This is a genomic window from Rhizobium sp. KNZ2-6A, assembly GCF_056755475.1.
The window spans coordinates 16,512-39,896 of the sequence record NZ_JBNDIC010000036.1 but is presented as its reverse complement, the minus strand read 5'-3'; the positions used below and the strand labels follow the sequence as shown (position 1 = coordinate 39,896).

Here is a 23,385-nt window from a genome sequence, read left to right as displayed (position 1 = left end):
TGTCCATGCATTGGGAGATCGTGCTAATAAAAAAGAGCGGGTCCTTGCGGCCCACTCTTCATCGCACGATCAAGAATTTGATGCGGATATAAGCCCGTTCCCGGCAAATTGCAAGGCATTCGCGCCGAAACCTGCTCCGCTGCCTATTTGAGCACCCCGAGCATCGAACTATCGGGATAGCAGGTGGGCTTCATGCCGCCCTTTTCCTGCCATTGGCCGATCGACCGTCTCGTCTTGTAGCCCGGCAGGCCGTCCGTGCCGCCAACATCGTATCCCTTGCGCTCCAAAGCCTTCTGCATGTTGGCGACGTCAGAGCGCAGCATCTTGCCGACATCGCCCCATTTTTCCTGGAAGGCGCCGCTGCCATAGGCGATGCGGTCGGCGAGATTGCCGATATAGAGGCCGTAGAGGTCGGAGTTGTTGTATTCCTTGACGACGTAGAAATTCGGCGTGACGATGAATTCCGGCCCGTCGCGGCCCGCCGGCACCAGCATCATGCCGCTGGCGCGCAGTTCGTCCGGGGGAAATGCCTTGCCGGAAACGCGCGTAATCCCGAGCGAAGCCCAATGCGAGATCGGCTTGGCAAGATCCGGCCCCTCCTGGGCGCAGGAGACGGCCGGCGGGATCGTGGCTTCGTAGCCCCAGCCGCGGCCGCGCTGCCAGCCCTTCTGCACCAGATAGTTGGCTATGGAGGCCAGCGTATCCGGCACGGAAGTCCAGATATTGCGGTGGCCGTCGCCATCGAAATCGACTGCGTATTTCAGATAGTTGGTCGGCATGAACTGCGGCTGGCCAAGGGCGCCGGCCCAGGAGCCCTTGAACTGATCCGGCGTGACGTCGCCATGTTCGAGAATGCGCAGGGCGGCGATGATTTCGGTGCGGAACATGTCTTTGCGGGTGGACATGAAAGCCTTGGTTGCCAGCACCTGGACCGCCGAGTTCGGCAGTTTGGCGATGCCGAAGCCGGTCTCGCGGCCCCAGATGGCAAGCAGGATCGGTCCCGGCACGCCATAAGTCTTCTCGATCCGCCGCAGCACCGGCCCATATTGCGACGCAAGGCTCCGCCCGGTCGCCGCCAGCTTCTGCAGCCGCCCCTCGTTGAAATAGGGGGCGGGAGAGGAGAATTCGGCCTGGCTCTGCGCCTGTTCCCTGGGTTTCGGGAAACCCGGCGGCTCGAGGTCAGGCAGATCCCAGTTCAGCGTCACGCCGGCGAAGGCGGCCTGGAAGGTCTTTTCCGAAATTCCGGCTTTCCTAGCTTCCGGCCAGAGATCCTTCTGGATCCAAGCCTGAAACTGCGCTTCGACATCGGCCTTGGAGGCGGCGAAGGTGGGAATGGGGAGGAGGGCGAGGAGGAGGACGAAAAGGAACGAAAGGAAGCGGTGTGTATGCCGTGCCGCCGATACCCCCCTCTGTCGCTGTCGCGACATCTCCCCCACATGGGGGGAGATCGTTGGGAGTTTGCTGCGGCCCTTATCCGTAAAATCTCTCTCGGCATCTGCAGGCAGGATATTGGTTTGAGGCAGATCGCCGCTGCGGGCGACCAATCTCCCCCCTTGTGGGGGAGATGTCACGAAGTGACAGAGGGGGGTGTGCACTCTCCTCATACGCAGTCCTTTATGTCTTCGCGAAAAAATCGCCTCAAATCGCCGTCCGGGCCCGGAGCGCCGCCGCCAGCGTGCCTTCGTCGAGATAATCGAGTTCGCCTCCCACCGGCACGCCGTGCGCAAGGCGGGTGATCTTGACCTCGAGGCCATCAAGCTGGTCGGTTATATAGTGTGCTGTGGTTTGCCCTTCGACCGTGGCGTTGACGGCGATGATGATTTCGCGGACGCCGCCTTCGCCGACGCGTGCGATCAGGCCGCGAATATTGAGATCGTCGGGCCCGACGCCATCGAGCGGCGAGAGGACGCCGCCGAGCACGTGGTAGGTGGCGTTCATCGCGCCCGATCGTTCCAGCGCCCAGAGATCGGACACATCCTCGACGACGATGATGACGGATTGGTCGCGCCGGTCGTCGGTGCAGACGGTGCAGGGGTCGACGGTATCGACATTGCCGCAGCGCGAGCAGATTTTCACCTTGTCATAGGCATCGCCCATGGCATGGGACAGCGGCCCGAGAAGCTGATCCTTCTTCTTGATCAGGTGCAACGCTGCACGGCGCGCCGAGCGCGGCCCGAGGCCCGGCACCTTCGCCAGAAGCTGGATGAGTTTTTCGATTTCGGGGCCGGTGACTCGCTTTGCCATGGGAGGCTTTTAGCTCATAAGCTCACGGAACGAAATCACGGAAGGGACGGTTGACCGATGAAAATTCCGGCCATTTCCCATAGCGAGCGATGATTGCCGAGCCAGGTCGTGCTGGAAGGCGATGCCGGCCCCAGCCTCACCGCATGGCGATCGCCACGGCCGCGCCCGCCATGGTGCCGGCGCTGGCTCGATTGGCGATGCGCACGGCACGGCGGCTTTTGAGGAAGGTCCGGGCCTTGGCCGCAAGCATCGCCCAGGAAAGGTCGATGACGACAAGCACCGCAAACATCGTCGCAACCAGCTCGGCCCAGCCGGAGATCGTGACGGCATGCAGATCGATGATCGAGGGCAGCAGCGCCACGTAAAATACCATGATCTTCGGATTGCCCATGGTGACCGTGAAGCCAGCGAGGAAGAGCCTTGGGGACGATTGCGCATCCGGCAGCTGTTCTTCGGTCGCATCGGAGGCCGCAAACCACATCTTCCACGCGAGATAGAGCAGATAGGCGACACCAAGCCATTTGATCGCCACGAAGGCGAGATGGAAGGTTTCGGCGATGGTCGCAAGGCCGGCAACGGCACAGGTCAGCCAGATCGCCTCGCCAAGCCACATGCCGGACAGGAAGGGCAGCACATTGCGCGCGCCCTTCGTCAGCACGCGCGCCACGAGTGCCGCGATGTTCGGCCCCGGCGAACCCGCCGCAATGAACAAGGCACCGGCAAAAACAAGTAGCGTCGATAAGCTCATCGCATTCCCTCCAACAGGGCAAGTTGGACGATATCTGGAAGAAGAGCGCCAGAGATAGCATTCCGGCGCGGCTTTTCCAAACGCCAGATTTGCGTTCAGCCAAGCTCGGCGCGAAAACGCCCGAAGATTGCCTTGCCTTCCGGCCAGTCGCCCAGTCCGGATGCCGCATTGATGTGCCCGCGTGGCCCGACATCGACCAAGGCGCTGCCCCAGATTTCGGCGCTGTGGCGCGCATGGTCGAGGGAGCCGAAGGGGTCGTCGGTGCTGGCGACAAGCAGGGATGGAAAAGGCAGCCGCTGCCGCGGCGGGTTGGCGAAGCTGCCGGCTTCGGCAAGATAGATTTCGCCGGTGGGGTCGGGGGCGGCCACCAGGAGGGCGCCAAGGATCGCCGTTTTCTTTATCGGTGCCCAATGAGCGATGAGCTGGCAGGCAAGGCTGTGCGCGATCAGGATCGGCGGCGTCCTTGAACGGGAGATTTCCCGCTCGAGCGCGGCAATCCAGTCCGCGAGCATCGGTCTGTCCCAGCTCGACGGCTGGAAGCGGCGCATGTTGGGGTCCTGCCGTTCCCACAATGTCTGCCAGTGGCCTTCGTCCGAGCCGCCAAGCCCCGGAAGCATGATGATATCGCTCACGTCAATCCTTTCTCCATAGTCTACGATGGAGAAAAACTGGCATGTCGTTTCATCGATTGACATTGCAATCCATCGGATAAAGTTTTTACGAACCGATGAATTGAAGGTGAGTGATGGATAGTATCGAAAGAGGGCTGGATCCGACGGATCTGTCGATCATTGAGATCCTGCAGCAGGATGGAAGAATTTCGGTGTCGGAACTCGGCCGCCGCGTCGGCCTTTCGCAGCCGGCTGCTTCGGAGCGGCTGAAGCGGCTGGAAGAGCGCGGCGTCATCGCCGGCTACCGCGCGGTCGTCGATCCCGCCGCCGTCGGGCTCGGCATGATGGCGGTCATCCGGCTGCGCACCACGCATGAGCACATCCGGCCCTATCTGAAGCAGTTTTCCGAAATGCCCGAGATCATCGAGGTCTTGAGGCTGACGGGCGAGGATTGCTTTCTGCTCAAGGTTCTCGTGCCGACACCATCGGACCTTGAAACCATCGTCGATTCCATTGCCCGCCATGGCGCGGTGACGACGTCGCTGGTGCTGCGAAACGAACCTGCAAAGGCGATCGGCCGCGATCTCATCCGCAAGGCGACCGCCCGGTGATGGAGTCAGGCGTCGGTCTCAGAACGGCAGCTTGAACCCGGGCGGGATCGGCAGGCCGGCGGTGAGTTCGCGGGTCTTTTCGGCGGCCAATGCCTCGGCCTTTTCCTGGGCGTCCTTGTGGGCCGCGACGATCAGGTCTTCGAGGATTTCGACATCGTCTTCCTTGAAGAGCGACGGATCGATCTTGAGGCCCAGCATCTGGCTCTTGCCGTTGACGGTGACGGTGACGAGGCCGCCGCCGGCCTTGCCTTCGACGCGAATGTCGGCGATCTCCGACTGCATCTTCTCCATCTTGGCCTGCATTTCCTTCACTTTGCCCATCATGCCCATGATGTCGCGCATCGTCATTGGTCCTTCTGCTCTATGCTTCTATTTCCATCGGCTCAGATGTGCCGTCGGCCGCCACGGTCGTCGCCGAGCGGTTCCGCTACCCTCTATCTTACCCTTAGAATTCTATGTCGTCGCCCGGCAGGATATCGCCATCGACGGATTCGGCTACGGCCGGCGGGGCGGCTGCTTCCTCTTCATCGTCCGTCTCGGGCGCCCGCACCCGCACGTCGATGATCTTTGCGCCCGGAAACTGCGCCAGGATCGCGGCGACATCGGGATCCTGCCGCGCGTCGGCGACCCGCTGCTTCTGGGCGTTCGCCTCTGCTTCGACAAGCGTCGGCTGACCTTCCTCGCGGCTGAGGCTGACGATCCAATGAATGCCGGTCCATTCCTTAAGCTTGACGGCAAGCTCGTTCAGCAGCGTGCCGGGAGCGCCCGGTGCCAGACTGACATCGAGCCGGCCCGGCTCCAGCTTTACGGGGCGCACGAAGGCGCGCACCAGCGCCTTCATCTTCGGATCGCGCTTCTGGCTGGCAAGTTCGGCAATATCGGCCATCGAATTGACCGGCACGAGCGGCTTCGGCGCCTCGGCCGGTTTCTGCTCGATGCGGCCGACGGGCTGCGAATCCGGCTGGGTATTCGGCACGGCGCGCAGCATGGCGACCGGCGCGGAAGGCATGGGCCGCGGCGCCGATGTTTCGATGGCTCTCGCCACCGCACTGCCTTGATAGGAAACCGGTGATCCGCCGCCATTGCCGGTGGGGGCACCCGATGGTGCGCGTGCGCCGCCATTGCCGTCGGAAAATTCCGCCAGCCTGCGCGCCGCATCTTCAGGCGCGGGAAGATGGGCGGCATGCGCGAGCCGGATCAGCACCATTTCGGCAGCACCCGCGGTGCGCGAGGCATTCTCGGTTTCAGTAATGCCTTTGAGCAGCATCTGCCAGATGCGGGAAAGCGCCGTCACGGCGACGCCTTGCGCGAATTCCGCCGCTTTCGTGCGCTCGATTTCGCTGAGAGACGGATCGTCGGCGGCATCGGGCACATATTTGAGGCGGGTCACGAGATGGGTGAAATCGGCAAGATCGGTCAGGACCACGACGGGATTGGCGCCGGCCTCGTACTGGCTGTTGAATTCGGCAAGGGCTGCCGAAACATCGCCTTTGACGATATGGCCGAAGAGATCGACGATGCGGGCGCGGTCGGCAAGTCCGAGCATCGCGCGCACCGCGTCGGCGGCGACGAAGCCGCTGCCATGGGCGATCGCCTGGTCGAGCAGCGACAAGCCGTCGCGCGCGGAGCCTTCGGCGGCACGGGCGATCATGGCAAGCGCTTCGGGCTCGGCCTCGATGTCTTCCTTGCCGGCGATGGTGGTGAACAGCCCGACGAGATCGGAAGCGCTGATGCGGCGCAGGTCGAAGCGCTGGCAGCGCGACAGCACCGTGATCGGCACCTTGCGGATTTCCGTCGTGGCGAAGATGAACTTCACATGCTCGGGCGGCTCTTCGAGCGTCTTCAGCAGGCCGTTGAAGGCCGCCGTCGACAGCATGTGCACTTCGTCGATGATATAGACCTTGTAGCGGGCCGAAACCGGCCGGTAGCGCACCTGCTCGATGATCTCTCTGATATCGTCGATACCGGTGTGCGAGGCGGCGTCCATTTCGATGACGTCGACATGCCGGCCTTCCATGATCGCCTGGCAATGCTCGCCGGGTTCGCGCAGGTCGATGGTGGGCCGATCGACCACTGATGTCTTGTAGTTGAGGGCGCGTGCCAGGATGCGGGCGGTGGTGGTCTTGCCGACGCCGCGCACGCCGGTCAGCATATAGGCCTGGGCGATGCGGCCGGTCTCGAACGCGTTGGTCAGCGTGCGAACCATCGGCTCCTGGCCGACCATCAGATCCGTGAAGTCCTTGGGTCTGTACTTGCGGGCCAGCACCCGGTAACCGGTGCCGGTCGAGACGGCATCTTTTGCTTGTCGCTCGCTGTCGCTCATCGCCCTGCTTTTTTGCCCGGTGCCCAGCTTATTGTCCGGCGAAAGCCGGGTCTTGCTTTCGGAAAGGGTGGGAGGCTGGCACGATGACCCGTGCCGGGCTCGTTAGGGCTGCTTCCTTCCGGACCTGACCCGGTTGGCGAGTGGCTCGTCCACCACCAACCTCCCGGATGCACATATCGGCAATATCGTCATCAAAAGCAAGCCAAGGTCAAAAAAAACTGCTAAACATTTGATAAAACAATGGAGGATGTCCCCTTGAAGGAGTTTACGCTCGACGACCGTCTGGCGAATGACAGCGTTTCCGTCGCGATGACAGGCCTTTGCGATGTGCGGCTGATGAAGGATCGCCGCTGGCCATGGCTCGTGTTGATCCCCCGCCGGCCGGGCAAAGCGGAGGCTTTCGAGCTGACACCGCTCGACCGGATCCTGCTGACCTTCGAAACGGATAAGGTCGCAAGTGCGCTGAAGACGGTGACGGGGGCGACAAAAATCAACGTCGGGGCACTTGGAAATATCGTCCGTCAGCTTCATGTTCATGTCATTGCGCGGTTCGAAGGTGATGCCAACTGGCCAGGTCCCGTCTGGGGCTACGGCAAGGCGGAACCCTATTCCGACGAAGACATGAACAGCCTCATAGCCAAGTTGCGGGAAACGCTTTCACAATGAGCCAATCCATCTTTTCCTCGGATGCGCCCCATCCGGAAGCCAGCAGTCTCACCGCCTTTGCGGAAAACCAGCTCAACCGGGATGCCGAGCATCGCGACGAGGAATCGATCAAGCATGCGCTCGCCAAGGAGGGCACGCATATCCTCGCTTTTGCTCAGGAACGGCTTGTCCTGAAGCATGACGGGCAGGTGCTCGACCCGCTGTTTGCCCGCTACGAGCTGCAGGAGCTCGATCCGAATTGGGAGGAAGCCGTGCTGCTCGGCTATCGCAAGACCGGCGAGCCCAGGCTTGCCGTGCCGGTGCGGGTCCATGCCGACGAACTTGCCAGCCAGTACAAGCCGGCCGACATGCGCGCGCTCTGGCGCGATCTTTTGCTCGAAGGCGAAATCCTCGGCGAGGCGGCTCAGGGCATGAGCCTCATCCGCTGGAACGGCGACAATCGCTTCTGCGGCCGCTGCGGTTCGGCAATGGAAAGCCGCATCGGCGGCTATAAGCGGGTCTGTACGGCCTGCGAACATATGATCTTCCCGCGCACCGATCCGGTCGTCATCATGCTGACGATTGACGAGGAAAGGAATCGCTGCCTGCTCGGCCGCAGCCATCATTTTGCGCCGGGCATGTATTCCTGTCTCGCCGGTTTCGTCGAGCCGGGTGAAACCATCGAGAATGCGGTGCGCCGCGAAACGCACGAGGAATCCGGCATCCATATCGGCCGGGTGCGTTATCATGCGTCGCAGCCCTGGCCCATGCCGCATTCCCTGATGATCGGCTGCTATGCCGAGGCGAAGTCGACGGACATCCACATGGACGAGGCAGAGCTCGAGGATTGCCGCTGGTTCACGCCGGAAGAGACGCTTGCCATGCTCGATCGCGTCTCGGCATCCGGCAACACCTCTCCGCCCAAGGGCGCCATCGCCCATCGCCTGATGCGCGACTGGGTGGAGTGGAAGCGCTAGGACTATCCTGCCATGGCCCGCTCCGAACGCTTACTGACGCTGCTGCAGACGCTGCGGCGATATCGTCGTCCGGTGAGCGGTGCCGTTCTGGCGGAGGAAACCGGCGTCAGCCTGCGCACGCTCTATCGCGATATCGCCAGCCTGCAATCGCAGGGCGCCATGATCGAGGGCGAGCCCGGCATCGGCTATGTTCTGAAGCCGGGTTTCATGCTGCCACCGATGATGTTTTCGCAGGATGAGATCGAGGCGCTGGTGCTGGGGTCGAGATGGGTGGCGCGCGCGACCGATGCGCGTCTGGCGGCCGCCGGAACCGACGCGCTTGCCAAGATTGCCGCCGTGCTGCCGGCAGAGATGCGCGAGGCCATCGATCAGGCCGCGGTGGTCGTCGCCACGCGGCGGATAACGGAGGACAAGGCCGATCTTTCCCTCATGCGCAAGGCGATCCGCACCGAGCGCATGGTGCAATTGACCTATGGCGACGTGAACGGCGCCATCTCGACCCGGCGCATCTGGCCCTTCGCGCTCGGCTATTTCGACAATGCCCGCATCGTCATGGCCTGGTGCGAGCTGCGCCAGGACTTTCGCCATTTCCGCGCCGACCGCATCGTCGATTTCGCGGTGCTGGAGGCTCGCTACCCGCGCCGCCGTATCGCGCTCGCAAGGGAATGGCACGCCCGCGAGGGCATGGTCCACGATTGACGTGCTGGCGTACACTACTGCCAGAAACTGTCAGTAGGGGCGACTATGATGGGCACCATCCAAGCAGGAAGGAGGACCGATCATGGCAAGCAATGTTGTCATCACCACGAAGCAACTGCATCACGGTGGCGTCAGGGTGCGCAAAGACAAAAACCGTTCGACGCCGGCATGGCCCGCTCGCCTCTCGCAGATTGCGCTTGGCTATTTTATCCGCCGCTGGGATCGCCTCGATATCGAGGAAACGCCGAATTCCGTGAAGCGCGACCTGGGCTTCCTGGACGGCCGCGCCCCTTACCGTGAGGAAGACCGGATGCGCTGAACGCATCCGCCAATTCCAGGCTTACCTATCGACACGATCCATTGCCCTTCTACCGGCAGGCTCCGCTCTGCCTGCCGGATCGCATCTTCATGCCCTTATATCCATCAAAAACCAGAGGAATATCCAAATGACCAGCCCGAATCTCATCATCTTCTACGTCAAGGACCCCGGCGAAAGCACGCCGTTCTATCGCGACCTACTCGGCCGCGAGCCGGCCTTTGCCTCGCCGAACTTCGTGTCCTTCTCGCTCGACAACGGCTTAAGTCTCGGCCTCTGGCGCCGCAGCAGCGTCGAGCCGCAACCCTCCGCCATCGGCAATCGCGGCGAACTGGGCTTCATGATCGAAGGCGCCGGCGCCGTCGAACAGCATTACAAGGATTGGAAGGCGCGCGGCCTGCCGATCGCGCAGGAACTGACGATGATGGATTTCGGCCCGACCTTCGTCGTCCTCGATCCCGACGGTCATCGTCTTCGTGTTTGTGAGCCGGATAAGTAAGTTTCTCTCCCAAGCCACCCGCCCTCGTGCTTCGAGGCTGCAGCCCTGCGGGCTTTCGCACCTCACCATGAGGGCTAACCTTTTGCGTCAATAGCGAAACTCGCTCCACCTCATGGTGAGGGTGCAGCGCCGTTAAGCGCAGCGAAAACGGTGGTGCCTCGAACCACGAGGTGGCCTGGGCTCATGTTGGATGTTAAAGCTCTCGTCGCTTCGGGTGGAGCTTCCTTGCTTGCCGCATCCTTACGAAGCATTCGGCGTTGCTGAAGCATCCGCGCCGTCCTCCGAGTTGACTTGCGGCATTCGCAGAAGAGACTGATTGATAAATCCAGAGCCACGCGAGGAACAATTGCTCCATCACATATCATTCGGCGTGTCGAATATCGAAAAATCCGCCGCGTTCTACGATGCCGCCTTCGCACCGCTCGGCTATGTCAGGGTTTGGGAAGACTTGAACCCCGGCGAGCCCGACCAGGCGATCGGATATGGTCCGCCGGATGGGGGCGATAAGTTCGCCATCAAGCTGCGGGGAGAGGACGCGCGAGCTCCCGGCTCGGGCTTTCATCTCGCCTTCGCGGCACCGAGTCGAGATGCCGTCGCCCTCTTCCATAAAGCCGCATTGGCTCACGGCGGCGCTGACAATGGGCCGCCTGGTCTCCGGCCGCATTACGGGCCGAATTATTTCGCCGCCTTCGTCATCGATCCGGATGGGCATCGTATCGAGGTCATTACCAAGGCCGAAGGATAACCAATCGGGCGAAAATTGTCGCGACCTAGAGCATGATGCCGAAAAGTGTGATCGGTTTTCGGACGACATCATGCTCTACTTTTTTGATTCTAGAGCGGATTCAGATTTTAGGTCGAACAGACCTAAAATCATCCGGCTCTAGCCACCCGCCCTCGTGGTTCGAGACGGCCTTGCAGACCTCCTCACCATGAGGACCGACCTCCTGCGTCAATAACGAAACTCGCCCCGCCTCATCCTGAGGTGCGGAGCTCGAAGAGCGGAGCCTCGAAGGACGAGGTGGCCTCCGACGCCATCAGGCTTAAGAGATCAGCTCTTAAAGATCGCCCCGCGTCGGATGTCCCTTGTAGACACCGAGGATGCGGACCTTCTCCGAGAAGAAGCGCAGTTCTTCCAGCGCGCGGCGCACATGCGGATCCGAAGGATGGCCTTCGATGTCGGCATAGAACTGCGTTGCTACAAAACGGCCGCCGAGCTGGTAGCTTTCCAGCTTCGTCATGTTGATGCCGTTGGTGGCGAAACCGCCGAGCGCCTTGTAGAGGGCGGCGGGAATATTGCGGACGTTGAAGACGAAGGTGGTGACGATCTTCTCGTCCGGCGAGCTGCGCTCGGCCCAGTTCTCGTCGCGCGACAGAACGACGAAGCGCGTCATGTTGTCTTCGGTATCCTCGACATTCTCGGCGATGATTTCGAGGCCGTAGAGATCGGCTGCGAGTCGTGGCGCCAGCGCCGCCATGCTGCGGTCGCCGGTTTCCTGCACCAGCTTGGCAGCACCCGCCGTATCGCCGGCGATGACAGGCTTCCAGCCGTTGGCGCGCACGATATTTCGGCATTGGCCGAGCGCATGGATATGGCTGTGCACCGTGCGGATTTCTTCCTTCTTGACCCCCGGCAACACCATCAGCTGGAAGCGGATCGGCATGAAATATTCGCCGACGATATGCAGGCGCGATTCCGGCAGCAGATGATGGATATCGGCGACACGACCGGCGATCGTATTTTCGATCGGGATCATGCCCAGATCCGCCTCGCCGTTGTCGATGGCGGAAAAGGCATCCTCGAAGGTCTGGCAGGGCAGCGGCTCCATGGTCGGGAACATGTCGCGGCTGGCCATGTCGGAATTGGCGCCGTAGTCGCCCTGGAACGAGATCTTGTTGGTCTTGCTGATCATGGAACTGCCTTTGGAGGACTGCCGTCAAAGAGAGGCGGCGGAGAGGATGCGTCTGGCCTTTTCGAGGTCGGCGGGAGTATCGACACCGAGCGGAACCGTGTCAACGATCTCGACATCGATGCGCATGCCGGCTTCCAGCGCCCGCAATTGCTCCAGCGATTCGCGTTTTTCCAGTGTCGAAGGGCCGAGGCTGACGAATTTCTCCAGCGCGGCGCGGCGATAGGTATAGAGGCCGATGTGGTGGTAGAGCGGCCCCTTGCCGTAGGGTGCGGTGGCGCGGGTGAAATAGAGGGCGCGCAGGCGGCTGTCCGAGATCGGCGAGCCGACGACCTTGACGACGCTCGGCAGGGTCTTTTCTTCCTCGTCCTTGATCTCGACAGTCAGCGTGGCGATGTCGACGGTGGGGTTTTCGAGCGGGCGCAGCGAGGCGCGGATGGTGTCGGGATCGATCGTGGGCAGGTCGCCCTGCACGTTGACGACGATTTCGGCGCGGCCCTGCGGGTCCACGGCCTGCAGCGCCTCGTAGATGCGGTCCGAGCCGGATTGATGGTCGCCGCGTGTCATGACCACCTCGAAACCGGCATTAGCGACCGCAGCATAGGTATCCGCATGGTCGACGGCGACGACGATGCGACCGATCGCCGCCTCGCGCGCGCGCTTGGCAACCTGTACGATCATCGGCAGGCCGCAAATATCAGCGAGCGGCTTGCCCGGCAGGCGTGTGGAAGCCATGCGGGCGGGAATGAGGACCAGCGTCTTGTCTAAATTTGGATCTGTCATTGTTGGGCCTTCTATTCCCGCAGGAAAAGTGTCAAAACGTCTCACGGTGGAGGCCGTTTCCAGAGTTGCAAGAAACAGCCAAAAGACATAGGTTTCGCGCGAATTCAAGATGGGCCGGCGGAGGATGCTGGCGGCGAGGGGAGCATAGCAGATGAATTCATCCTACGTGAACATGGGTGTCGGGGCGCTTTTGGCCACGCTGTTCGTGTTGAAGTCCGTGTCGCTCGCGTCAGGATTTATTTTCCATTCAGAGACGCCGGAAAAGCCCGGTTTCGCCATTGTCGCGACCGAAGAACCGGCTGCGGGCGGCGACAAGGGTGCGGCCGCCAAGGCGGAAACGCCAATCGCCCAGCTGCTGCAGAAGGCTGATGCCAAGGCCGGCGAAGCCATCTTCAAGAAGTGTCAGGCCTGTCATTCCGGGGAGAAGGGAGGACCGAATAAGGTCGGCCCCGATCTCTGGGCCATCGTCGACCGCCCGGTGGCCGAGCATGAGGGCTTTGCCTATTCGGCCGGCATGAAGGATTTCTCCAAGGGCGGTTCGGAAAAGTGGACCTACGACCACCTCTATCACTTCCTGGCGGCTCCGAAGAAGTTCGTCGCCGGTACGGCGATGGGCTTTGCCGGCTTGCCGAAAGAAGAGGATCGCGCCAACGTGATCGCTTATCTGCGCACGCTCGCCGATACGCAGGTGCCGCTGCCGGATCCGAACGCGCCGGCTGCCACGAACTGAGATAATCTGAATAATGGATTGAAAACCCGGCCGTCGGAGCCGGGTTTTCGTGTTGCTATTCAGGCCGAATGGCGGCGTGATTTCGTCCTCTGATCGAGGTCGAAGACCTTGAGGCCATCCTCGGCGCTCGGAGGCATGCGCCAGTCTTCCGCGACCAGCGCCTTGCGGGCATCGCGCAGGCCGGCCTCCCAATGCTCATGCATCGATAGCGCCGAAAACTCGTAGTCCTTCGAATGCGAGCGGAACTGCTTGTTGCGGTAGATCAAGTGAATGATGGTGACGCCGTAGTCGGAGCAATGCCGCTCCAGCTTGCTGATGTCCGGATCGGCCTTTGCCTCTTCGGGAAGGCGCGCATAAAGCTCCGATATTGCCCGCCGCAGGCGATGACGCTCCAGAAAGAGATCGGTATTGAGCCGGGTGCGGCTGGAATAAGTGATGTCCTTGCGCCGCTCTTCCACCTCTTCCAGGTCCTGCGGCAGCGGGCCTATGGCGCTGAAGAGATCGACCTGGAAGACGACCGTATCGATCGCGGCACCGTTGCGCAGCACGTAGGTCAGCGGCGTGTTCGAGACGAGGCCGCCATCCCAGTAATATTCACCGCCGATCTTGATCGCCGGAAAGCCGGGTGGCAGCGCGCCGCTCGCCATGACGTGCTCCGGTGTGATTTTGATGTCCCGGTTGTCGAAGAAGGCGAAGTTGCCGGTGCGCGCGTTGACCGCGCCGAGGCTGAGGCGCACCGGGCCATGGTTGATTCGGTCGAAATCGACATGGTCGAGCAGCGTCTGGCGCAATTGTTCGGTATCGTAGACGCTGGTAGCGCCTGCGGAACCGCGCGCCTGAAACCAGGCCGGGAGCTGCCAGGGGGAGAAGAATCCGGGCACGCCGAAGGTCGATACCCACCAGCTGCTGACGGTGCGATAGAAAGGGTTCGTCTCTCGCTGCCGCTCCATCAGGAGGTCGACGGGAAGCTGGATGGTGACCTTGTTCCAGAAGGAGCTCAGCTTCTTGAGCCGCTCGCCCGGCACGTTGCCGGCCATGATGGAGGCGTTGATGGCGCCGATCGAGATGCCGGCGATCCAGTCCGGTTCGATATTCTGTTCTCGGAGTGCCTGAAAGGCACCTGCCTGGTAGGAGCCGAGCGCGCCGCCGCCCTGCAGCACGAATACCTTCTGCGAATAGGCTGAAGCGGGATTGCTAAGTGGGGCTGCAATATTCATGTGCCATCCTTTGCTGCGCTCCGGGTGGGAAAGCCGGGATGCGCAAATATATGACCATTTTCCTGCCTGCTTCTCCGAATGCGGAGAGATGCCATTGCGAATCGGCGGGTCCGGACCGGCGCTAGAACTCTACGCAATTCCGGGCGGAAAACCGCTATGCACTTTTCCCGGAATTGCTCTAGGCGAGCAAATAGGCCCAGAGCGACACCGAGAATGCCCCGAGCGCAGTCGTCAAGGTAATCGTCGAGGCGGCGAGACTGTGACCGACGCCGAAGCGATTGGCAATCAGCCATGCGTTCACACCTGTGGGAACGGCCGCCGTGAGCACGAGCGCCGCCCGCCATTCCGGGCTCAGCCCGAGCAGAAGGCCGGCCGCCAGTACGCAGGCCGGCAGCAGAAGCAGCTTGAAACCGGCAATCACGCTGGTGATGCCGAGATTGCCCGACAGCCTGTATTGGCGCAGCGCCATGCCGAGCGAGATCAGCGCCGCCGGGCCGGCGATATTGGCGATGCTGTCGGCCACGGCGCCGAGCGGCGCGGGGATGGGAATGCCTGTGAGGTGAACGACGAGTCCGCAGAAAAGCCCGATGACAAGCGGATTGCGCACCAGGTTCCTGCCGACCTGCCGCAGCAATTCGCCGGTGCTGCGGCCGGCACCGGCATTCTCCTTGCGCTCGGCCTGCTCCATCAACAGTGTGCCGGCGATCATCATGGTCGGCAGGTGCACGGCAATCAGGATCGACATCGCCATGACGCCGTCCGGCCCGACGGTGCGTCCCACCAGTGGCAGGCCGATGAAGATCGTATTGGCGAAGGCGGATGACACGCCCGCAAGCACGCCGATCCGCGCGTCCCGGCCGAACATCCGCGTTGCGACGATATGTCCGGCGGTCCAGGTGACGGCGACGCCGGAGAAATAGGCGATCCACAGCCGGAACGGCGAAGCGCCGCGAAAATTCGCCTCGGCGATGGTCTGGAACAGCAAGAGCGGCACGGCGATCTTGAAGACGAACTCGCTCATCGCCTCGCCGACCTCGGCTTTCAGAAGGCCGGTGCGCACGATGACCCAGCCGACGAGAATCAGCAGGAAGACCGGGAGGACGTCGGTGAAGATTTCGGACATGCCGGGCGGGGTTCGTGAAAATCGTGGATAAGGGCGGAAGGGTGATCCAGGAGTTGTAGCAGCTCGCCTACAGGTGGGAACCCGTAAAAAACAAAAAAGCGGGCAATGCCCGCTTATGTGTCCGGCCCCGCCGGAAAGTCCCCCCGGTGCACATGCCGCCAGTTCATCCGTGGTCGGCCCGCGTACCGGTGAGGCGGAAGGTATCATCCCTTCCCAGGCTGGCTCGGAAGCCTTGTGAGCTTCCCATCCCAGCCGCTAGATAAGCATTTAGAGATAGAAAGTGACAGGCAAATGACTGATTGGAATTTAGTTGGCCGCGCCGGCGCTGATTTTTCTTCCAAACTTCGGAAAAACCGATAATACCGGATACCGGCTATCACCAATACCGGGATCCTCCAATAGATGACTCGCTTCGATGTACTGACCGTTGGCAATGCCATCGTCGACATTATCGCCCGTTGCGACGATCAGTTCCTGATCGACAACGAGATCACCAAAGCCGCGATGAACCTCATAGACGCCGAGCGCGCCGAGCTTCTTTATTCGCGCATGGGCCCGGCTCTGGAAGCTTCGGGCGGCAGCGCCGGCAATACGGCGGCTGGTGTCGCGAATTTCGGCGGGAGGGCAGCCTATTTCGGCAAGGTTGCGGAGGATCAGCTTGGGCAGATCTTCGCGCATGATATCCGCGCCCAGGGCGTGCATTATGAGACCGAGGCGAAGGGCACCTTCCCGCCGACCGCCCGTTCGATGATCTTCGTGACCGAGGACGGCGAGCGCTCGATGAACACCTATCTCGGTGCCTGCGTCGAACTCGGCCCTGAAGATGTCGAGGAAGAGGTCGTCGCCGATGCCAAGGTGACCTATTTCGAAGGCTATCTCTGGGATCCGCCACGCGCCAAGGAAGCTATCCGCGACTGCGCCCGCATCGCCCACGCCAATGGCCGGGAAATGTCGATGACGCTGTCCGACAGCTTCTGCGTCGGCCGCTATCGGCACGAATTCCTTGACCTGATGCGGTCCGGCACCGTCGATATCGTCTTCGCCAATCGCGACGAGGCCTTGTCGCTCTACGAAACCGATGATTTCGAGAAGGCGCTGACGCTGATATCGGCCGACTGCAAGATTGCAGCCGTGACGACAGGCAAGGACGGCGCCGTCATCGTGCGCGGCAACGAACGCTATGTGGTCGATGCCCATCCGATCGAGGAGCGCGTCGATACGACCGGCGCCGGCGATCTCTTCGCCGCCGGTTTCCTGTTCGGCTATACGAAGGGCCGTAGCCTGGAAGATTGCGGCAAGCTCGGCAACCTCGCCGCGGCCATCGTCATCGAACAGATCGGCCCGCGGCCGATGCGGTCGCTCTCGGAAGCCGCAAAGGAGTTCGGGCTGCTCTGATAGTGGCGCCCTCAGATTCTCATCGGCAGACCTTGAAAGCCGCCTTCAGCAGATCGCTGGGGCGGCTTTTATTATGAAGCGGCCGAATTAGGCCATCACCAAAAGAGCGTCGCGGTTCCCGCCTCATACAGGATGAGGATACCAAGCGCGATCAGCACGAACGGCACGACCCTGTGTCCGTGTCGCCTGATCGGCGCGCCGAGCTTCGGATGATTGACGAGGGAGTGGGCCGCGCCCAGCCAAACCGCCGTCAGCACTGCGAAGATGCAGCCGATGGTCAGGATCTCGTAAGCGGAGCGGGTGGCGAAGAGCGGCGTATAGATGCTGATATTGTCGCCGCCATTGGCGATCGTAATGAGCGCGACGGCCGCGATGTTGCCGTGCCCGGCTGAAGCTTTCTGGTGATCTTCCGCATCGCCCCCCGTCTCGATGCCGTTGCAGTTCTCCCACAATCGCCTCAGGCCGAAATAGATCGGAGCAAGGCCGAGCAGGCCGATATAGGCGGCGGGAATGACGAGGACGAGCAGCGAGGCGACGGCGCTGAAGCCATAGAGCGCGCCAATGCCGAGATATTGGCCGATGACGATCTGCCTCAACCGGAATTTGGGATCGGAAAAGAAGCCGAGAAGAACGAAGATGTCGTCTATGTTCGTCGACACGAACGTGGCGATGGCAACGCCGAAAACACCAAGTGCATAACCCAAGATCGCCGCTCTCTCTTTGCGATACCGGGTATATCACTGCGCCGGGAAAATCGCGTGGCTGCATTCATCGTGGAACGGTGCGGGTTTGGTTACTTGAAGGCCTCACCGGGGTAAGCGCCCCAGATCTCGGATTGAGCCACCCAGCCCTCGGTGCCGTCGGCGGAGACATGGCACCAGTCGCCGGTGCATTCGCGAATGTTCATCATCACGCCGGGCTGAAGCTTGGCGATGACGGAGGCGGATGGCTGGGATTCGCGGCGCATATTGACGAAGACGGCCTTGCCCTTGCCCTTCATCCACGGTGCGGCAATCGCCGAGCGCTGGCCCGACAGCAGCGACTGGTTGACCCAGCCCTCCGTGCCGTCGGCATCGCGCACGCGCCGCCAATTATCATATTCCTGGATGATTTCGACCGGCAGCCCCTGCTTGAGGTAGAGCCACGACACTGCATAGTCGGCGCTCGGACCGATGCGCAGATTGACCCGCTTCGACTTCAGCGTGACGAATCGCGGCAGCGGCAATCCGCTAGGCCCCTTAGCGGCCTGGGCGGCGGCAAGATCCGTTGAAGCAGCGGCCATCAACAGGCCGATTGCGAAAATGGCGCAGGACTTCAATACTTTGCCACGCATGGGGATTCCGTTCGTTCGTCATGACAAAGGCGCCGTTCCGGCAACCTTTCGCTCCGGTGAGCGGCAAATCCCCGGATCGCGTCAGCGAGTTTTGTTTGTCTTCGCCTGCGGGTCTGGTAGAAATGCCCGGAACGGGAAAATTATCCCGCTTCTTGGTTAAGAACATCTGAACAAGGCGTCGCCGCTCTCCATGACCACGAAGAAAAAACCGAAGGTCTACGTCACGCGCAAACTGCCGGATGCGGTGGAGACGCGGATGCGCGAACTCTTCGATGCCGAACTCAATATCGACGATCGCCCGCGCACCAAGGACGAATTGATCCAGGCCGTCCGGTCGGCCGATGTGCTGGTGCCGACAGTCACCGACCGCATCGACGCGGAGGTGATCGACGAGGCCGGCCCGCAGATGAAGCTGATCGCCAGCTTCTCCAACGGCACGGATCATATCGATGTCGAAGCCGCCGCCCGCCGCGGCATCACCGTGACCAACACGCCGAATGTGCTGACCGAAGACACCGCCGACATGACCATGGCACTTATTCTCGCCGTGCCCCGGCGGCTGGCGGAAGGTGCGCGCGTGCTGACCGACAGCCCCGGCGAATGGGCCGGATGGTCGCCCACCTGGATGCTCGGCCGCCGCATTCACGGCAAGCGTATCGGCATCGTCGGCATGGGGCGCATCGGCACCGCCGTTGCCCGCCGCGCCAAGGCCTTCGGCCTTTCGATCCACTATCACAACCGCAAGCGCGTCAATCCGGCGACGGAGGACGAGCTGGAGGCGACCTATTGGGACAGCCTCGACCAGATGCTGGCCCGCGTCGATATCGTTTCGGTCAATTGCCCCTCGACACCGGCCACCTATCATCTGATCTCGGCCCGCCGCCTGGCGCTGCTGCAGCCGACGAGCTACATCGTCAACACCGCGCGCGGCGATGTCATCGACGAAACGGCGCTGATCAAGATCCTGCGCGAGGGGAAGATCGCCGGCGCGGGGCTCGATGTGTTCGAGAACGAACCATCAGTCAATCCGAAGCTGGTGAAGCTCGCCAATGAGGGCAAGGTGGTGATCCTGCCGCATATGAGTTCGGCCACGCTCGAGGGCCGCATCGACATGGGCGACAAGGTCATCATCAACATCCGCACCTTCATCGACGGCCATCGCCCACCCAACCGCGTGCTGCCGTTCCGATAAGCGAATCGCTCTGATTCTCCGGCCAAAACGAAGCCGATAGTGTCGGCTTCAAATTCGATCTTTCTTGCCTCCGGTCGGTCATGTGCATGTCACAAAGCCGGCTCAGAGGTGTCGGCAAACACAAATCAGGAAGGGCGGAAACGATGGCGCGGGCGCTGCCGCATGAGCGGATTCAATATGTGGTCGAGGGCGGCTTCAAGCTGTCGGGCGAGATCGAACCGAGCGGCAACAAGAATGCCGCATTGCCGATCATCGCCGCCTCGCTTTTGACCGATCAACGCGTCGAGCTCAGCAACGTGCCGCGCATCCGCGATGTCGAGGCGCTGGTGGAGCTGATCCAGTCGGTCGGCGCCAGGGTGCGCTGGCTCGGTCGCAACGAGCTCGAAATCGAGGCGCGGGAGCTTCGCCCCGCCAATCTCGATCCCGATCTCTGCGCCCGCATCCGTGCTTCCATCCTGCTTGCCGGTCCGATGCTGGCGCGTTGCGGCGAGATCACCTTGCCGCCGCCCGGCGGCGACGTCATCGGCCGCCGGCGCGTCGATACGCATTTCCTGGCGCTGGAACAGCTCGGTACCAGGATCGAAGTCAACAGCGTCTACAGCTTCCGCACGGAAGGGCTGCGCGGTGCCGATGTTTTCCTGGACGAGCCATCTGTGACGGCGACGGAAAATGCGCTTTGCGCTGCGGTTTTCGCCGAGGGGACGACTATCCTGCGCAATTGCGCCTCCGAGCCGCATGTACAGGATCTCGCGCGGTTCTTGATTGCCATGGGCGCTCGAATCGAGGGCGTCGGCACTAATATGATGACCATCCATGGTGGCCATCCGCTCGGCGCTGTCACGCACCGGATCGGCCCGGATCACAATGAGGTCGGATCGCTGATCGGCCTTGCCGCCGTCACCGGTTCGGAAATCACCATCCGCCGTGCTGGCGTCGAGCATCTGCGCTCGACCCTGATGACCTTCGAGCGTCTCGGCATCCGCTGCCGCATCGAAGGTGACGATTTGGTCATTCCCTCTGGTCAGGAAATGAAGATCCAGCCTGATTTCGGCGGTCATATTCCGAAGATCGAGGATCAGCCCTGGCCGGCCTTCCCTGCCGATACCATGTCGATCGCCATCGTCACCGCGTCGCAATGCGACGGCGTCGTGCTGATGTTCGAAAAAATGTTCGAAAGCCGCATGTTCTTCGTCGACAAGCTGATCGCCATGGGCGCCCGCATCGTGCTGTGCGACCCGCATCGCGCCATCGTCGCCGGCCCCTCGAAGCTGCGCGCCGCCCAGCTCGAAAGCCCCGATATCCGCGCCGGCATGGCGATGCTGATCGCGGCGATGTGCGCCGAGGGCACCAGCGTCATCAACAATGCCCAGCAGATCGAGCGCGGCTATGAGCGCATCGAAGAAAGGCTGAATGCCATGGGCGCCCGCATCACCCGCATCCCGCCCCGCGAGAGCTGATTTTTCGAGGACGGGTGGGCAGCGGTGGCCACCTCGCCCTTCGAGGCTTCGCTCTTCGAGCTCCGCACCTCAGGATGAGGTGGAGCAGGCTCGGTTTTCGGTAGGGCTTGCTGCTCTTTGGCGGCAGAATAGGCAGCCCTCAGGGTGAGGTGGCGCGCAAGCGCCCTCGAACCACAAGGGCGGGCCGGCAACGCCGATCGAAGCGCGTCACTCCGCAGCGATCCGCGCTTTCCTGCGCTTGTACCGGATGGTTTCAAACCTTGCCGCCAAGCCGTCATAGAGCAGCAGGCGGCCGATCAGGGGCTCGCCGATGCCAGTGATGAGCTTGATCGCCTCCATCGCCATCAGCGTACCGATGACGCCGGTCAAGGCGCCGATGATACCTGCTTCCGCACAACTCGGGATCAGGCCTTCCGGCGGTGGGGCGGGAAACAGATCGCGATAGCGCGGATTGAGGTTGCCGTCAGCATCGCTTTCGTAAGGCTTCAAGGTGGTCACGGATCCGTCGAAGCGACCGACAGCACCGGTCACCAGCGGCAGGCGCGCCGCCTCTGTCGCATCGGCCGCTGCATAACGCGTATCGAAATTGTCGGAGCCGTCGATGACGATGTCAAAACCCGCAAGATGCCGTGCGGCCGTATCGGGGCTGAACCGCTCCTCGAAGCGGATGGTGCGCACATGCGGGTTCAGCCTCGCGATCGCGTCGGCCGCACTCTGCGTCTTCATCTCGCCGATCGTGCCCGTGTCGTGAATCACTTGCCGCTGCAGGTTCGAAAGCGAAACGCGGTCGTCATCGGCAATGCCGAGCGTGCCGACGCCGGCGGCAGCGAGATATTGCAGCACCGGCGCGCCAAGGCCGCCGGCGCCGATGACAAGCACCCGGGCCGCCTTCAATTTTTGCTGACCGGCGCCGCCGACCTCCGGCAGAAGGATATGGCGGTGATAGCGGGCGATTTCGTCTGAGGTCAAAGGGTCCATAGGCGCGAGTCTATCACAATCGCGGCGAAGGAGGCGCTAGAACCGGATGATTTTAGGTCTATTCGACCTAAAATCTGAATCCGGCTCTACAATCAAATAAGTAGAGCATGATGTCGTCCGAAAACCGCTCACGCTTTTCGGCATCATGCTCTAGGATTTCGTAATGCCGCCATGCGCCACGGTAAAGAATTGCGCGCGCTCGCCAAGGGCCGAGAACATCGACCTGTCAGTGCCGGTCATGAAGGCCTGGCCGCCGAGCCCATCGATGAGATCGAAGAGTGCTGCGCGCCGTCCCTCGTCGAGATGCGCGGCGATCTCATCGAGCAGCAGGATCGGCGCATAGCCAGTGAGATTGCCGACAAGACGCGCATGGGCAAGGATAAGGCCGACGAGTAGGGCTTTCTGCTCGCCCGTCGAGCAGCGTTCCGCCTCCATGTCCTTTTCGCGATGCCGCACCAGAAGGTCGGCCCGGTGCGGCCCGTCCAGCGTGCGGCCGGCGGCGGCGTCGCGATAACGCCCTTCGCGCAGCATATCGGCATAGGCATCCTCCAGATCGACGGCCGGCCGATCGAACTGTCCGTCGAGGAAGCCGGAAAGCTCCAGTGTCGCCGAGGGGAACGGCGTCGTCTCGCGCGTTTCGGCGATCAGCCGCGAGAGAAGGCCGAGCATTTCCTGGCGCGCGATCGCCATGGCGATGCCGAGGCTTGCCATCTGCTCCTCGACGCCGGCAAGCCAGGATGGATCGAACCGGCTTTCGGACAGCAGCTTGTTCCGGCTGCGCATGGCACGCTCGAAATCGCTGGCGCGGCGTCCATGGGCGGGATCGAGCGAAAGCACCAGCCGGTCGAGGAAACGGCGGCGCTCGGAGGAACCGCCGGTAAACAGGCCGTCCATGGCCGGCGTTAGCCAGAGAACGCGCAAATGATCGGTCAGTTCGTCGACGGTCTTGGCCGGCGTGCCGTTGATTTTGAGCCGGCGCGCGGCTGATTCGTCGGTCGCATCGATGCCGGTGCCGATTTCGACGGCACCCTCCATGCCTTCGAGCTCGGCGAAGATCGAAAATCCGCCCGGCGCGTTGACCCGGGTGACATCGGCATAGGCGGCGCGGCGCAGCCCGCGGCCGGGCGACAGCAGCGACACCGCCTCCATGAGATTGGTCTTGCCCGCGCCATTGTCACCGGTCAGCACCACATGCCGCTCGTCAAGCGTCAGCGTCGCCGCCGCATAATTGCGGAAGTCTGAGAGCTTCAGGCGCGAGATGAAAACCTTGTTCGGCATCGGTCTTTCGGAATCTTGGTCGATGGGCGAGGGGTATGCCGAACCCCGCCCAAGTGCAAGGTTTTTGCCGATGGCTATGGGCGCAAGGCGGATTGGGGCGAGTTGAGAGGCCACCCTCGTCCTTCGACGGGCTCAGGATGAGGGTGGAGTGAGCCACAGGCCTGGGAAAGTTACGGGCAAGGCGAGGGGATGAGCCCTGATGGTGAGGAGGCCCATCGGGCCGTCTCGAATCACGAGGGCGGGTGATTCGCGTACCAAAACAAAAAATCCGGCCGATGATTCGGCCGGATTCATGTGAAACACTTTTGATTCGCGG

The 23,385-nt window shown here is 62.0% G+C and carries 25 protein-coding genes and 1 other RNA gene; 11 read left to right on the top strand and 15 right to left on the bottom strand.

Annotation, left to right across the window (positions count from 1 at the left end; translation table 11 throughout):
* Positions 1-143: 143 nt before the first annotated feature.
* The 4 genes from ACPYOP_RS22600 to ACPYOP_RS22585 all read right to left on the bottom strand — a co-directional run bounded on the left by ACPYOP_RS22600 (position 144) and on the right by ACPYOP_RS22585 (position 3,624).
* A complete protein-coding gene (locus ACPYOP_RS22600) occupies positions 144-1,604 on the bottom strand; it encodes a lytic murein transglycosylase (RefSeq protein ID WP_481412520.1) in 1,461 nt (486 codons plus the stop codon).
* Between the two features lie 34 nt (positions 1,605-1,638).
* Positions 1,639-2,244 (bottom strand): recombination mediator RecR, encoded by a 606-nt coding sequence (gene recR / locus ACPYOP_RS22595; RefSeq protein WP_481412519.1) that lies wholly within the window; start codon positions 2,242-2,244, stop codon positions 1,639-1,641.
* A 136-nt stretch (positions 2,245-2,380) separates the two neighbouring features.
* Positions 2,381-2,992, bottom strand: a complete 612-nt coding sequence (locus tag ACPYOP_RS22590) for a LysE family translocator (RefSeq protein WP_481412518.1) — start codon at positions 2,990-2,992, stop codon at positions 2,381-2,383.
* 95 nt (positions 2,993-3,087) lie between these two features.
* Positions 3,088-3,624 carry an RBBP9/YdeN family alpha/beta hydrolase gene (locus tag ACPYOP_RS22585; RefSeq protein ID WP_481412517.1) on the bottom strand — a complete coding sequence of 179 codons (537 nt, stop codon included), beginning with the start codon at positions 3,622-3,624 and terminating at the stop codon, positions 3,088-3,090.
* A 113-nt stretch (positions 3,625-3,737) separates the two neighbouring features.
* Here ACPYOP_RS22585 and ACPYOP_RS22580 point away from each other — a divergent pair, with 113 nt between their 5' ends.
* Positions 3,738-4,214 carry an Lrp/AsnC family transcriptional regulator gene (locus ACPYOP_RS22580; protein ID WP_481412516.1) on the top strand — a complete coding sequence of 159 codons (477 nt, stop codon included), beginning with the start codon at positions 3,738-3,740 and terminating at the stop codon, positions 4,212-4,214.
* An 18-nt stretch (positions 4,215-4,232) separates the two neighbouring features.
* Here ACPYOP_RS22580 and ACPYOP_RS22575 read toward each other — a convergent pair whose 3' ends face one another.
* The 3 genes from ACPYOP_RS22575 to ffs form a co-directional block, all read right to left on the bottom strand.
* Positions 4,233-4,556, bottom strand: coding sequence for a YbaB/EbfC family nucleoid-associated protein (locus ACPYOP_RS22575; RefSeq protein ID WP_149635072.1), 324 nt, complete (start codon positions 4,554-4,556; stop codon positions 4,233-4,235).
* A gap of 103 nt (positions 4,557-4,659) precedes the next feature.
* Positions 4,660-6,537, bottom strand: coding sequence for a DNA polymerase III subunit gamma/tau (locus ACPYOP_RS22570; RefSeq protein ID WP_481412515.1), 1,878 nt, complete (start codon positions 6,535-6,537; stop codon positions 4,660-4,662).
* Positions 6,538-6,604: 67 nt separating this feature from the next.
* Positions 6,605-6,701: signal recognition particle sRNA small type (ffs, locus tag ACPYOP_RS22565), an RNA gene on the bottom strand.
* 91 nt (positions 6,702-6,792) lie between these two features.
* On the opposite strand from ffs, the gene ACPYOP_RS22560 reads away from it, so the two are divergent.
* The 6 genes from ACPYOP_RS22560 (at position 6,793) to ACPYOP_RS22535 (ending at position 10,418) form a co-directional block, all read left to right on the top strand.
* Positions 6,793-7,203 (top strand): HIT family protein, encoded by a 411-nt coding sequence (locus ACPYOP_RS22560; RefSeq protein WP_481412514.1) that lies wholly within the window; start codon positions 6,793-6,795, stop codon positions 7,201-7,203.
* Positions 7,200-8,159 carry an NAD(+) diphosphatase gene (gene nudC, locus ACPYOP_RS22555; protein ID WP_481412513.1) on the top strand — a complete coding sequence of 320 codons (960 nt, stop codon included), beginning with the start codon at positions 7,200-7,202 and terminating at the stop codon, positions 8,157-8,159. Before ACPYOP_RS22560 ends, nudC begins: the two co-directional genes overlap by 4 nt.
* A gap of 12 nt (positions 8,160-8,171) precedes the next feature.
* Positions 8,172-8,858: a helix-turn-helix transcriptional regulator gene (locus ACPYOP_RS22550; protein ID WP_481412512.1), complete on the top strand. Its 687-nt coding sequence runs from the start codon at positions 8,172-8,174 to the stop codon at positions 8,856-8,858.
* 82 nt (positions 8,859-8,940) lie between these two features.
* Positions 8,941-9,177 (top strand): hypothetical protein, encoded by a 237-nt coding sequence (locus ACPYOP_RS22545; protein ID WP_481412511.1) that lies wholly within the window; start codon positions 8,941-8,943, stop codon positions 9,175-9,177.
* A gap of 127 nt (positions 9,178-9,304) precedes the next feature.
* Positions 9,305-9,673, top strand: coding sequence for a VOC family protein (locus tag ACPYOP_RS22540; RefSeq protein WP_481412510.1), 369 nt, complete (start codon positions 9,305-9,307; stop codon positions 9,671-9,673).
* Between the two features lie 346 nt (positions 9,674-10,019).
* The gene (locus ACPYOP_RS22535; protein ID WP_481412548.1) at positions 10,020-10,418 is read left to right on the top strand and encodes a VOC family protein; all 399 of its coding nucleotides are present in this window, start codon (positions 10,020-10,022) and stop codon (positions 10,416-10,418) included.
* A 313-nt stretch (positions 10,419-10,731) separates the two neighbouring features.
* Here ACPYOP_RS22535 and ACPYOP_RS22530 read toward each other — a convergent pair whose 3' ends face one another.
* Positions 10,732-11,586 carry a prephenate dehydratase gene (locus tag ACPYOP_RS22530; protein WP_481412509.1) on the bottom strand — a complete coding sequence of 285 codons (855 nt, stop codon included), beginning with the start codon at positions 11,584-11,586 and terminating at the stop codon, positions 10,732-10,734.
* 24 nt (positions 11,587-11,610) lie between these two features.
* The gene (locus ACPYOP_RS22525) at positions 11,611-12,366 is read right to left on the bottom strand and encodes a 3-deoxy-manno-octulosonate cytidylyltransferase (RefSeq protein ID WP_481412508.1); all 756 of its coding nucleotides are present in this window, start codon (positions 12,364-12,366) and stop codon (positions 11,611-11,613) included.
* A 151-nt stretch (positions 12,367-12,517) separates the two neighbouring features.
* Between ACPYOP_RS22525 and ACPYOP_RS22520 the strand changes: the two genes are divergently transcribed.
* A complete protein-coding gene (locus ACPYOP_RS22520; RefSeq protein ID WP_149635047.1) occupies positions 12,518-13,096 on the top strand; it encodes a c-type cytochrome in 579 nt (192 codons plus the stop codon).
* Positions 13,097-13,155: 59 nt separating this feature from the next.
* Here the strand turns inward: ACPYOP_RS22520 and ACPYOP_RS22515 are convergent, their stop codons facing one another.
* Together ACPYOP_RS22515 and ACPYOP_RS22510 are read right to left on the bottom strand one after the other, a co-directional pair.
* A complete protein-coding gene (locus tag ACPYOP_RS22515) occupies positions 13,156-14,313 on the bottom strand; it encodes a patatin-like phospholipase family protein (protein ID WP_481412507.1) in 1,158 nt (385 codons plus the stop codon).
* A 178-nt stretch (positions 14,314-14,491) separates the two neighbouring features.
* A complete protein-coding gene (locus ACPYOP_RS22510; protein WP_481412506.1) occupies positions 14,492-15,436 on the bottom strand; it encodes an AEC family transporter in 945 nt (314 codons plus the stop codon).
* 402 nt (positions 15,437-15,838) lie between these two features.
* On the opposite strand from ACPYOP_RS22510, the gene ACPYOP_RS22505 reads away from it, so the two are divergent.
* Positions 15,839-16,831 (top strand): adenosine kinase, encoded by a 993-nt coding sequence (locus tag ACPYOP_RS22505; RefSeq protein WP_481412505.1) that lies wholly within the window; start codon positions 15,839-15,841, stop codon positions 16,829-16,831.
* 95 nt (positions 16,832-16,926) lie between these two features.
* Here ACPYOP_RS22505 and ACPYOP_RS22500 read toward each other — a convergent pair whose 3' ends face one another.
* A complete protein-coding gene (locus ACPYOP_RS22500) occupies positions 16,927-17,535 on the bottom strand; it encodes a cadmium resistance transporter (protein WP_481412504.1) in 609 nt (202 codons plus the stop codon).
* 89 nt (positions 17,536-17,624) lie between these two features.
* A complete protein-coding gene (locus ACPYOP_RS22495; RefSeq protein WP_481412503.1) occupies positions 17,625-18,164 on the bottom strand; it encodes an SH3 domain-containing protein in 540 nt (179 codons plus the stop codon).
* A gap of 190 nt (positions 18,165-18,354) precedes the next feature.
* Here ACPYOP_RS22495 and ACPYOP_RS22490 point away from each other — a divergent pair, with 190 nt between their 5' ends.
* Positions 18,355-19,356 (top strand): 2-hydroxyacid dehydrogenase, encoded by a 1,002-nt coding sequence (locus ACPYOP_RS22490; RefSeq protein WP_481412502.1) that lies wholly within the window; start codon positions 18,355-18,357, stop codon positions 19,354-19,356.
* A 143-nt stretch (positions 19,357-19,499) separates the two neighbouring features.
* Positions 19,500-20,813, top strand: coding sequence for a UDP-N-acetylglucosamine 1-carboxyvinyltransferase (gene murA / locus ACPYOP_RS22485; protein ID WP_481412501.1), 1,314 nt, complete (start codon positions 19,500-19,502; stop codon positions 20,811-20,813).
* A gap of 207 nt (positions 20,814-21,020) precedes the next feature.
* Here murA and ACPYOP_RS22480 read toward each other — a convergent pair whose 3' ends face one another.
* Both ACPYOP_RS22480 and recF read right to left on the bottom strand, forming a co-directional pair.
* Positions 21,021-21,791, bottom strand: coding sequence for a molybdopterin-synthase adenylyltransferase MoeB (locus ACPYOP_RS22480; protein WP_481412500.1), 771 nt, complete (start codon positions 21,789-21,791; stop codon positions 21,021-21,023).
* A 150-nt stretch (positions 21,792-21,941) separates the two neighbouring features.
* On the bottom strand, positions 21,942-23,069 hold the full coding sequence (recF, locus tag ACPYOP_RS22475; protein WP_481412499.1) for a DNA replication/repair protein RecF: 1,128 nt from the start codon (positions 23,067-23,069) through the stop codon (positions 21,942-21,944).
* Positions 23,070-23,385 lie beyond the last annotated feature (316 nt).

Excerpts from the sequence above, each read along its gene's own strand:
- ACPYOP_RS22600 (WP_481412520.1), bottom strand. The coding sequence starts at position 1,604 with ATGAGGAGAGTGCACACCCCCCTCTGTCACTTCGTGACATCTCCCCCA.
- recR (WP_481412519.1), bottom strand. The coding sequence starts at position 2,244 with ATGGCAAAGCGAGTCACCGGCCCCGAAATCGAAAAACTCATCCAGCTT.
- ACPYOP_RS22590 (WP_481412518.1), bottom strand. The coding sequence starts at position 2,992 with ATGAGCTTATCGACGCTACTTGTTTTTGCCGGTGCCTTGTTCATTGCG.
- ACPYOP_RS22580 (WP_481412516.1), top strand. The coding sequence starts at position 3,738 with ATGGATAGTATCGAAAGAGGGCTGGATCCGACGGATCTGTCGATCATT.
- ACPYOP_RS22575 (WP_149635072.1), bottom strand. The coding sequence starts at position 4,556 with ATGCGCGACATCATGGGCATGATGGGCAAAGTGAAGGAAATGCAGGCC.
- ACPYOP_RS22570 (WP_481412515.1), bottom strand. The coding sequence starts at position 6,537 with ATGAGCGACAGCGAGCGACAAGCAAAAGATGCCGTCTCGACCGGCACC.
- nudC (WP_481412513.1), top strand. The coding sequence starts at position 7,200 with ATGAGCCAATCCATCTTTTCCTCGGATGCGCCCCATCCGGAAGCCAGC.
- ACPYOP_RS22550 (WP_481412512.1), top strand. The coding sequence starts at position 8,172 with ATGGCCCGCTCCGAACGCTTACTGACGCTGCTGCAGACGCTGCGGCGA.
- ACPYOP_RS22545 (WP_481412511.1), top strand. The coding sequence starts at position 8,941 with ATGGCAAGCAATGTTGTCATCACCACGAAGCAACTGCATCACGGTGGC.
- ACPYOP_RS22540 (WP_481412510.1), top strand. The coding sequence starts at position 9,305 with ATGACCAGCCCGAATCTCATCATCTTCTACGTCAAGGACCCCGGCGAA.
- ACPYOP_RS22530 (WP_481412509.1), bottom strand. The coding sequence starts at position 11,586 with ATGATCAGCAAGACCAACAAGATCTCGTTCCAGGGCGACTACGGCGCC.
- ACPYOP_RS22525 (WP_481412508.1), bottom strand. The coding sequence starts at position 12,366 with ATGACAGATCCAAATTTAGACAAGACGCTGGTCCTCATTCCCGCCCGC.
- ACPYOP_RS22520 (WP_149635047.1), top strand. The coding sequence starts at position 12,518 with ATGAATTCATCCTACGTGAACATGGGTGTCGGGGCGCTTTTGGCCACG.
- ACPYOP_RS22515 (WP_481412507.1), bottom strand. The coding sequence starts at position 14,313 with ATGAATATTGCAGCCCCACTTAGCAATCCCGCTTCAGCCTATTCGCAG.
- ACPYOP_RS22510 (WP_481412506.1), bottom strand. The coding sequence starts at position 15,436 with ATGTCCGAAATCTTCACCGACGTCCTCCCGGTCTTCCTGCTGATTCTC.
- ACPYOP_RS22505 (WP_481412505.1), top strand. The coding sequence starts at position 15,839 with ATGACTCGCTTCGATGTACTGACCGTTGGCAATGCCATCGTCGACATT.
- ACPYOP_RS22495 (WP_481412503.1), bottom strand. The coding sequence starts at position 18,164 with ATGCGTGGCAAAGTATTGAAGTCCTGCGCCATTTTCGCAATCGGCCTG.
- ACPYOP_RS22490 (WP_481412502.1), top strand. The coding sequence starts at position 18,355 with ATGACCACGAAGAAAAAACCGAAGGTCTACGTCACGCGCAAACTGCCG.
- murA (WP_481412501.1), top strand. The coding sequence starts at position 19,500 with ATGGCGCGGGCGCTGCCGCATGAGCGGATTCAATATGTGGTCGAGGGC.
- ACPYOP_RS22480 (WP_481412500.1), bottom strand. The coding sequence starts at position 21,791 with ATGGACCCTTTGACCTCAGACGAAATCGCCCGCTATCACCGCCATATC.
- recF (WP_481412499.1), bottom strand. The coding sequence starts at position 23,069 with ATGCCGAACAAGGTTTTCATCTCGCGCCTGAAGCTCTCAGACTTCCGC.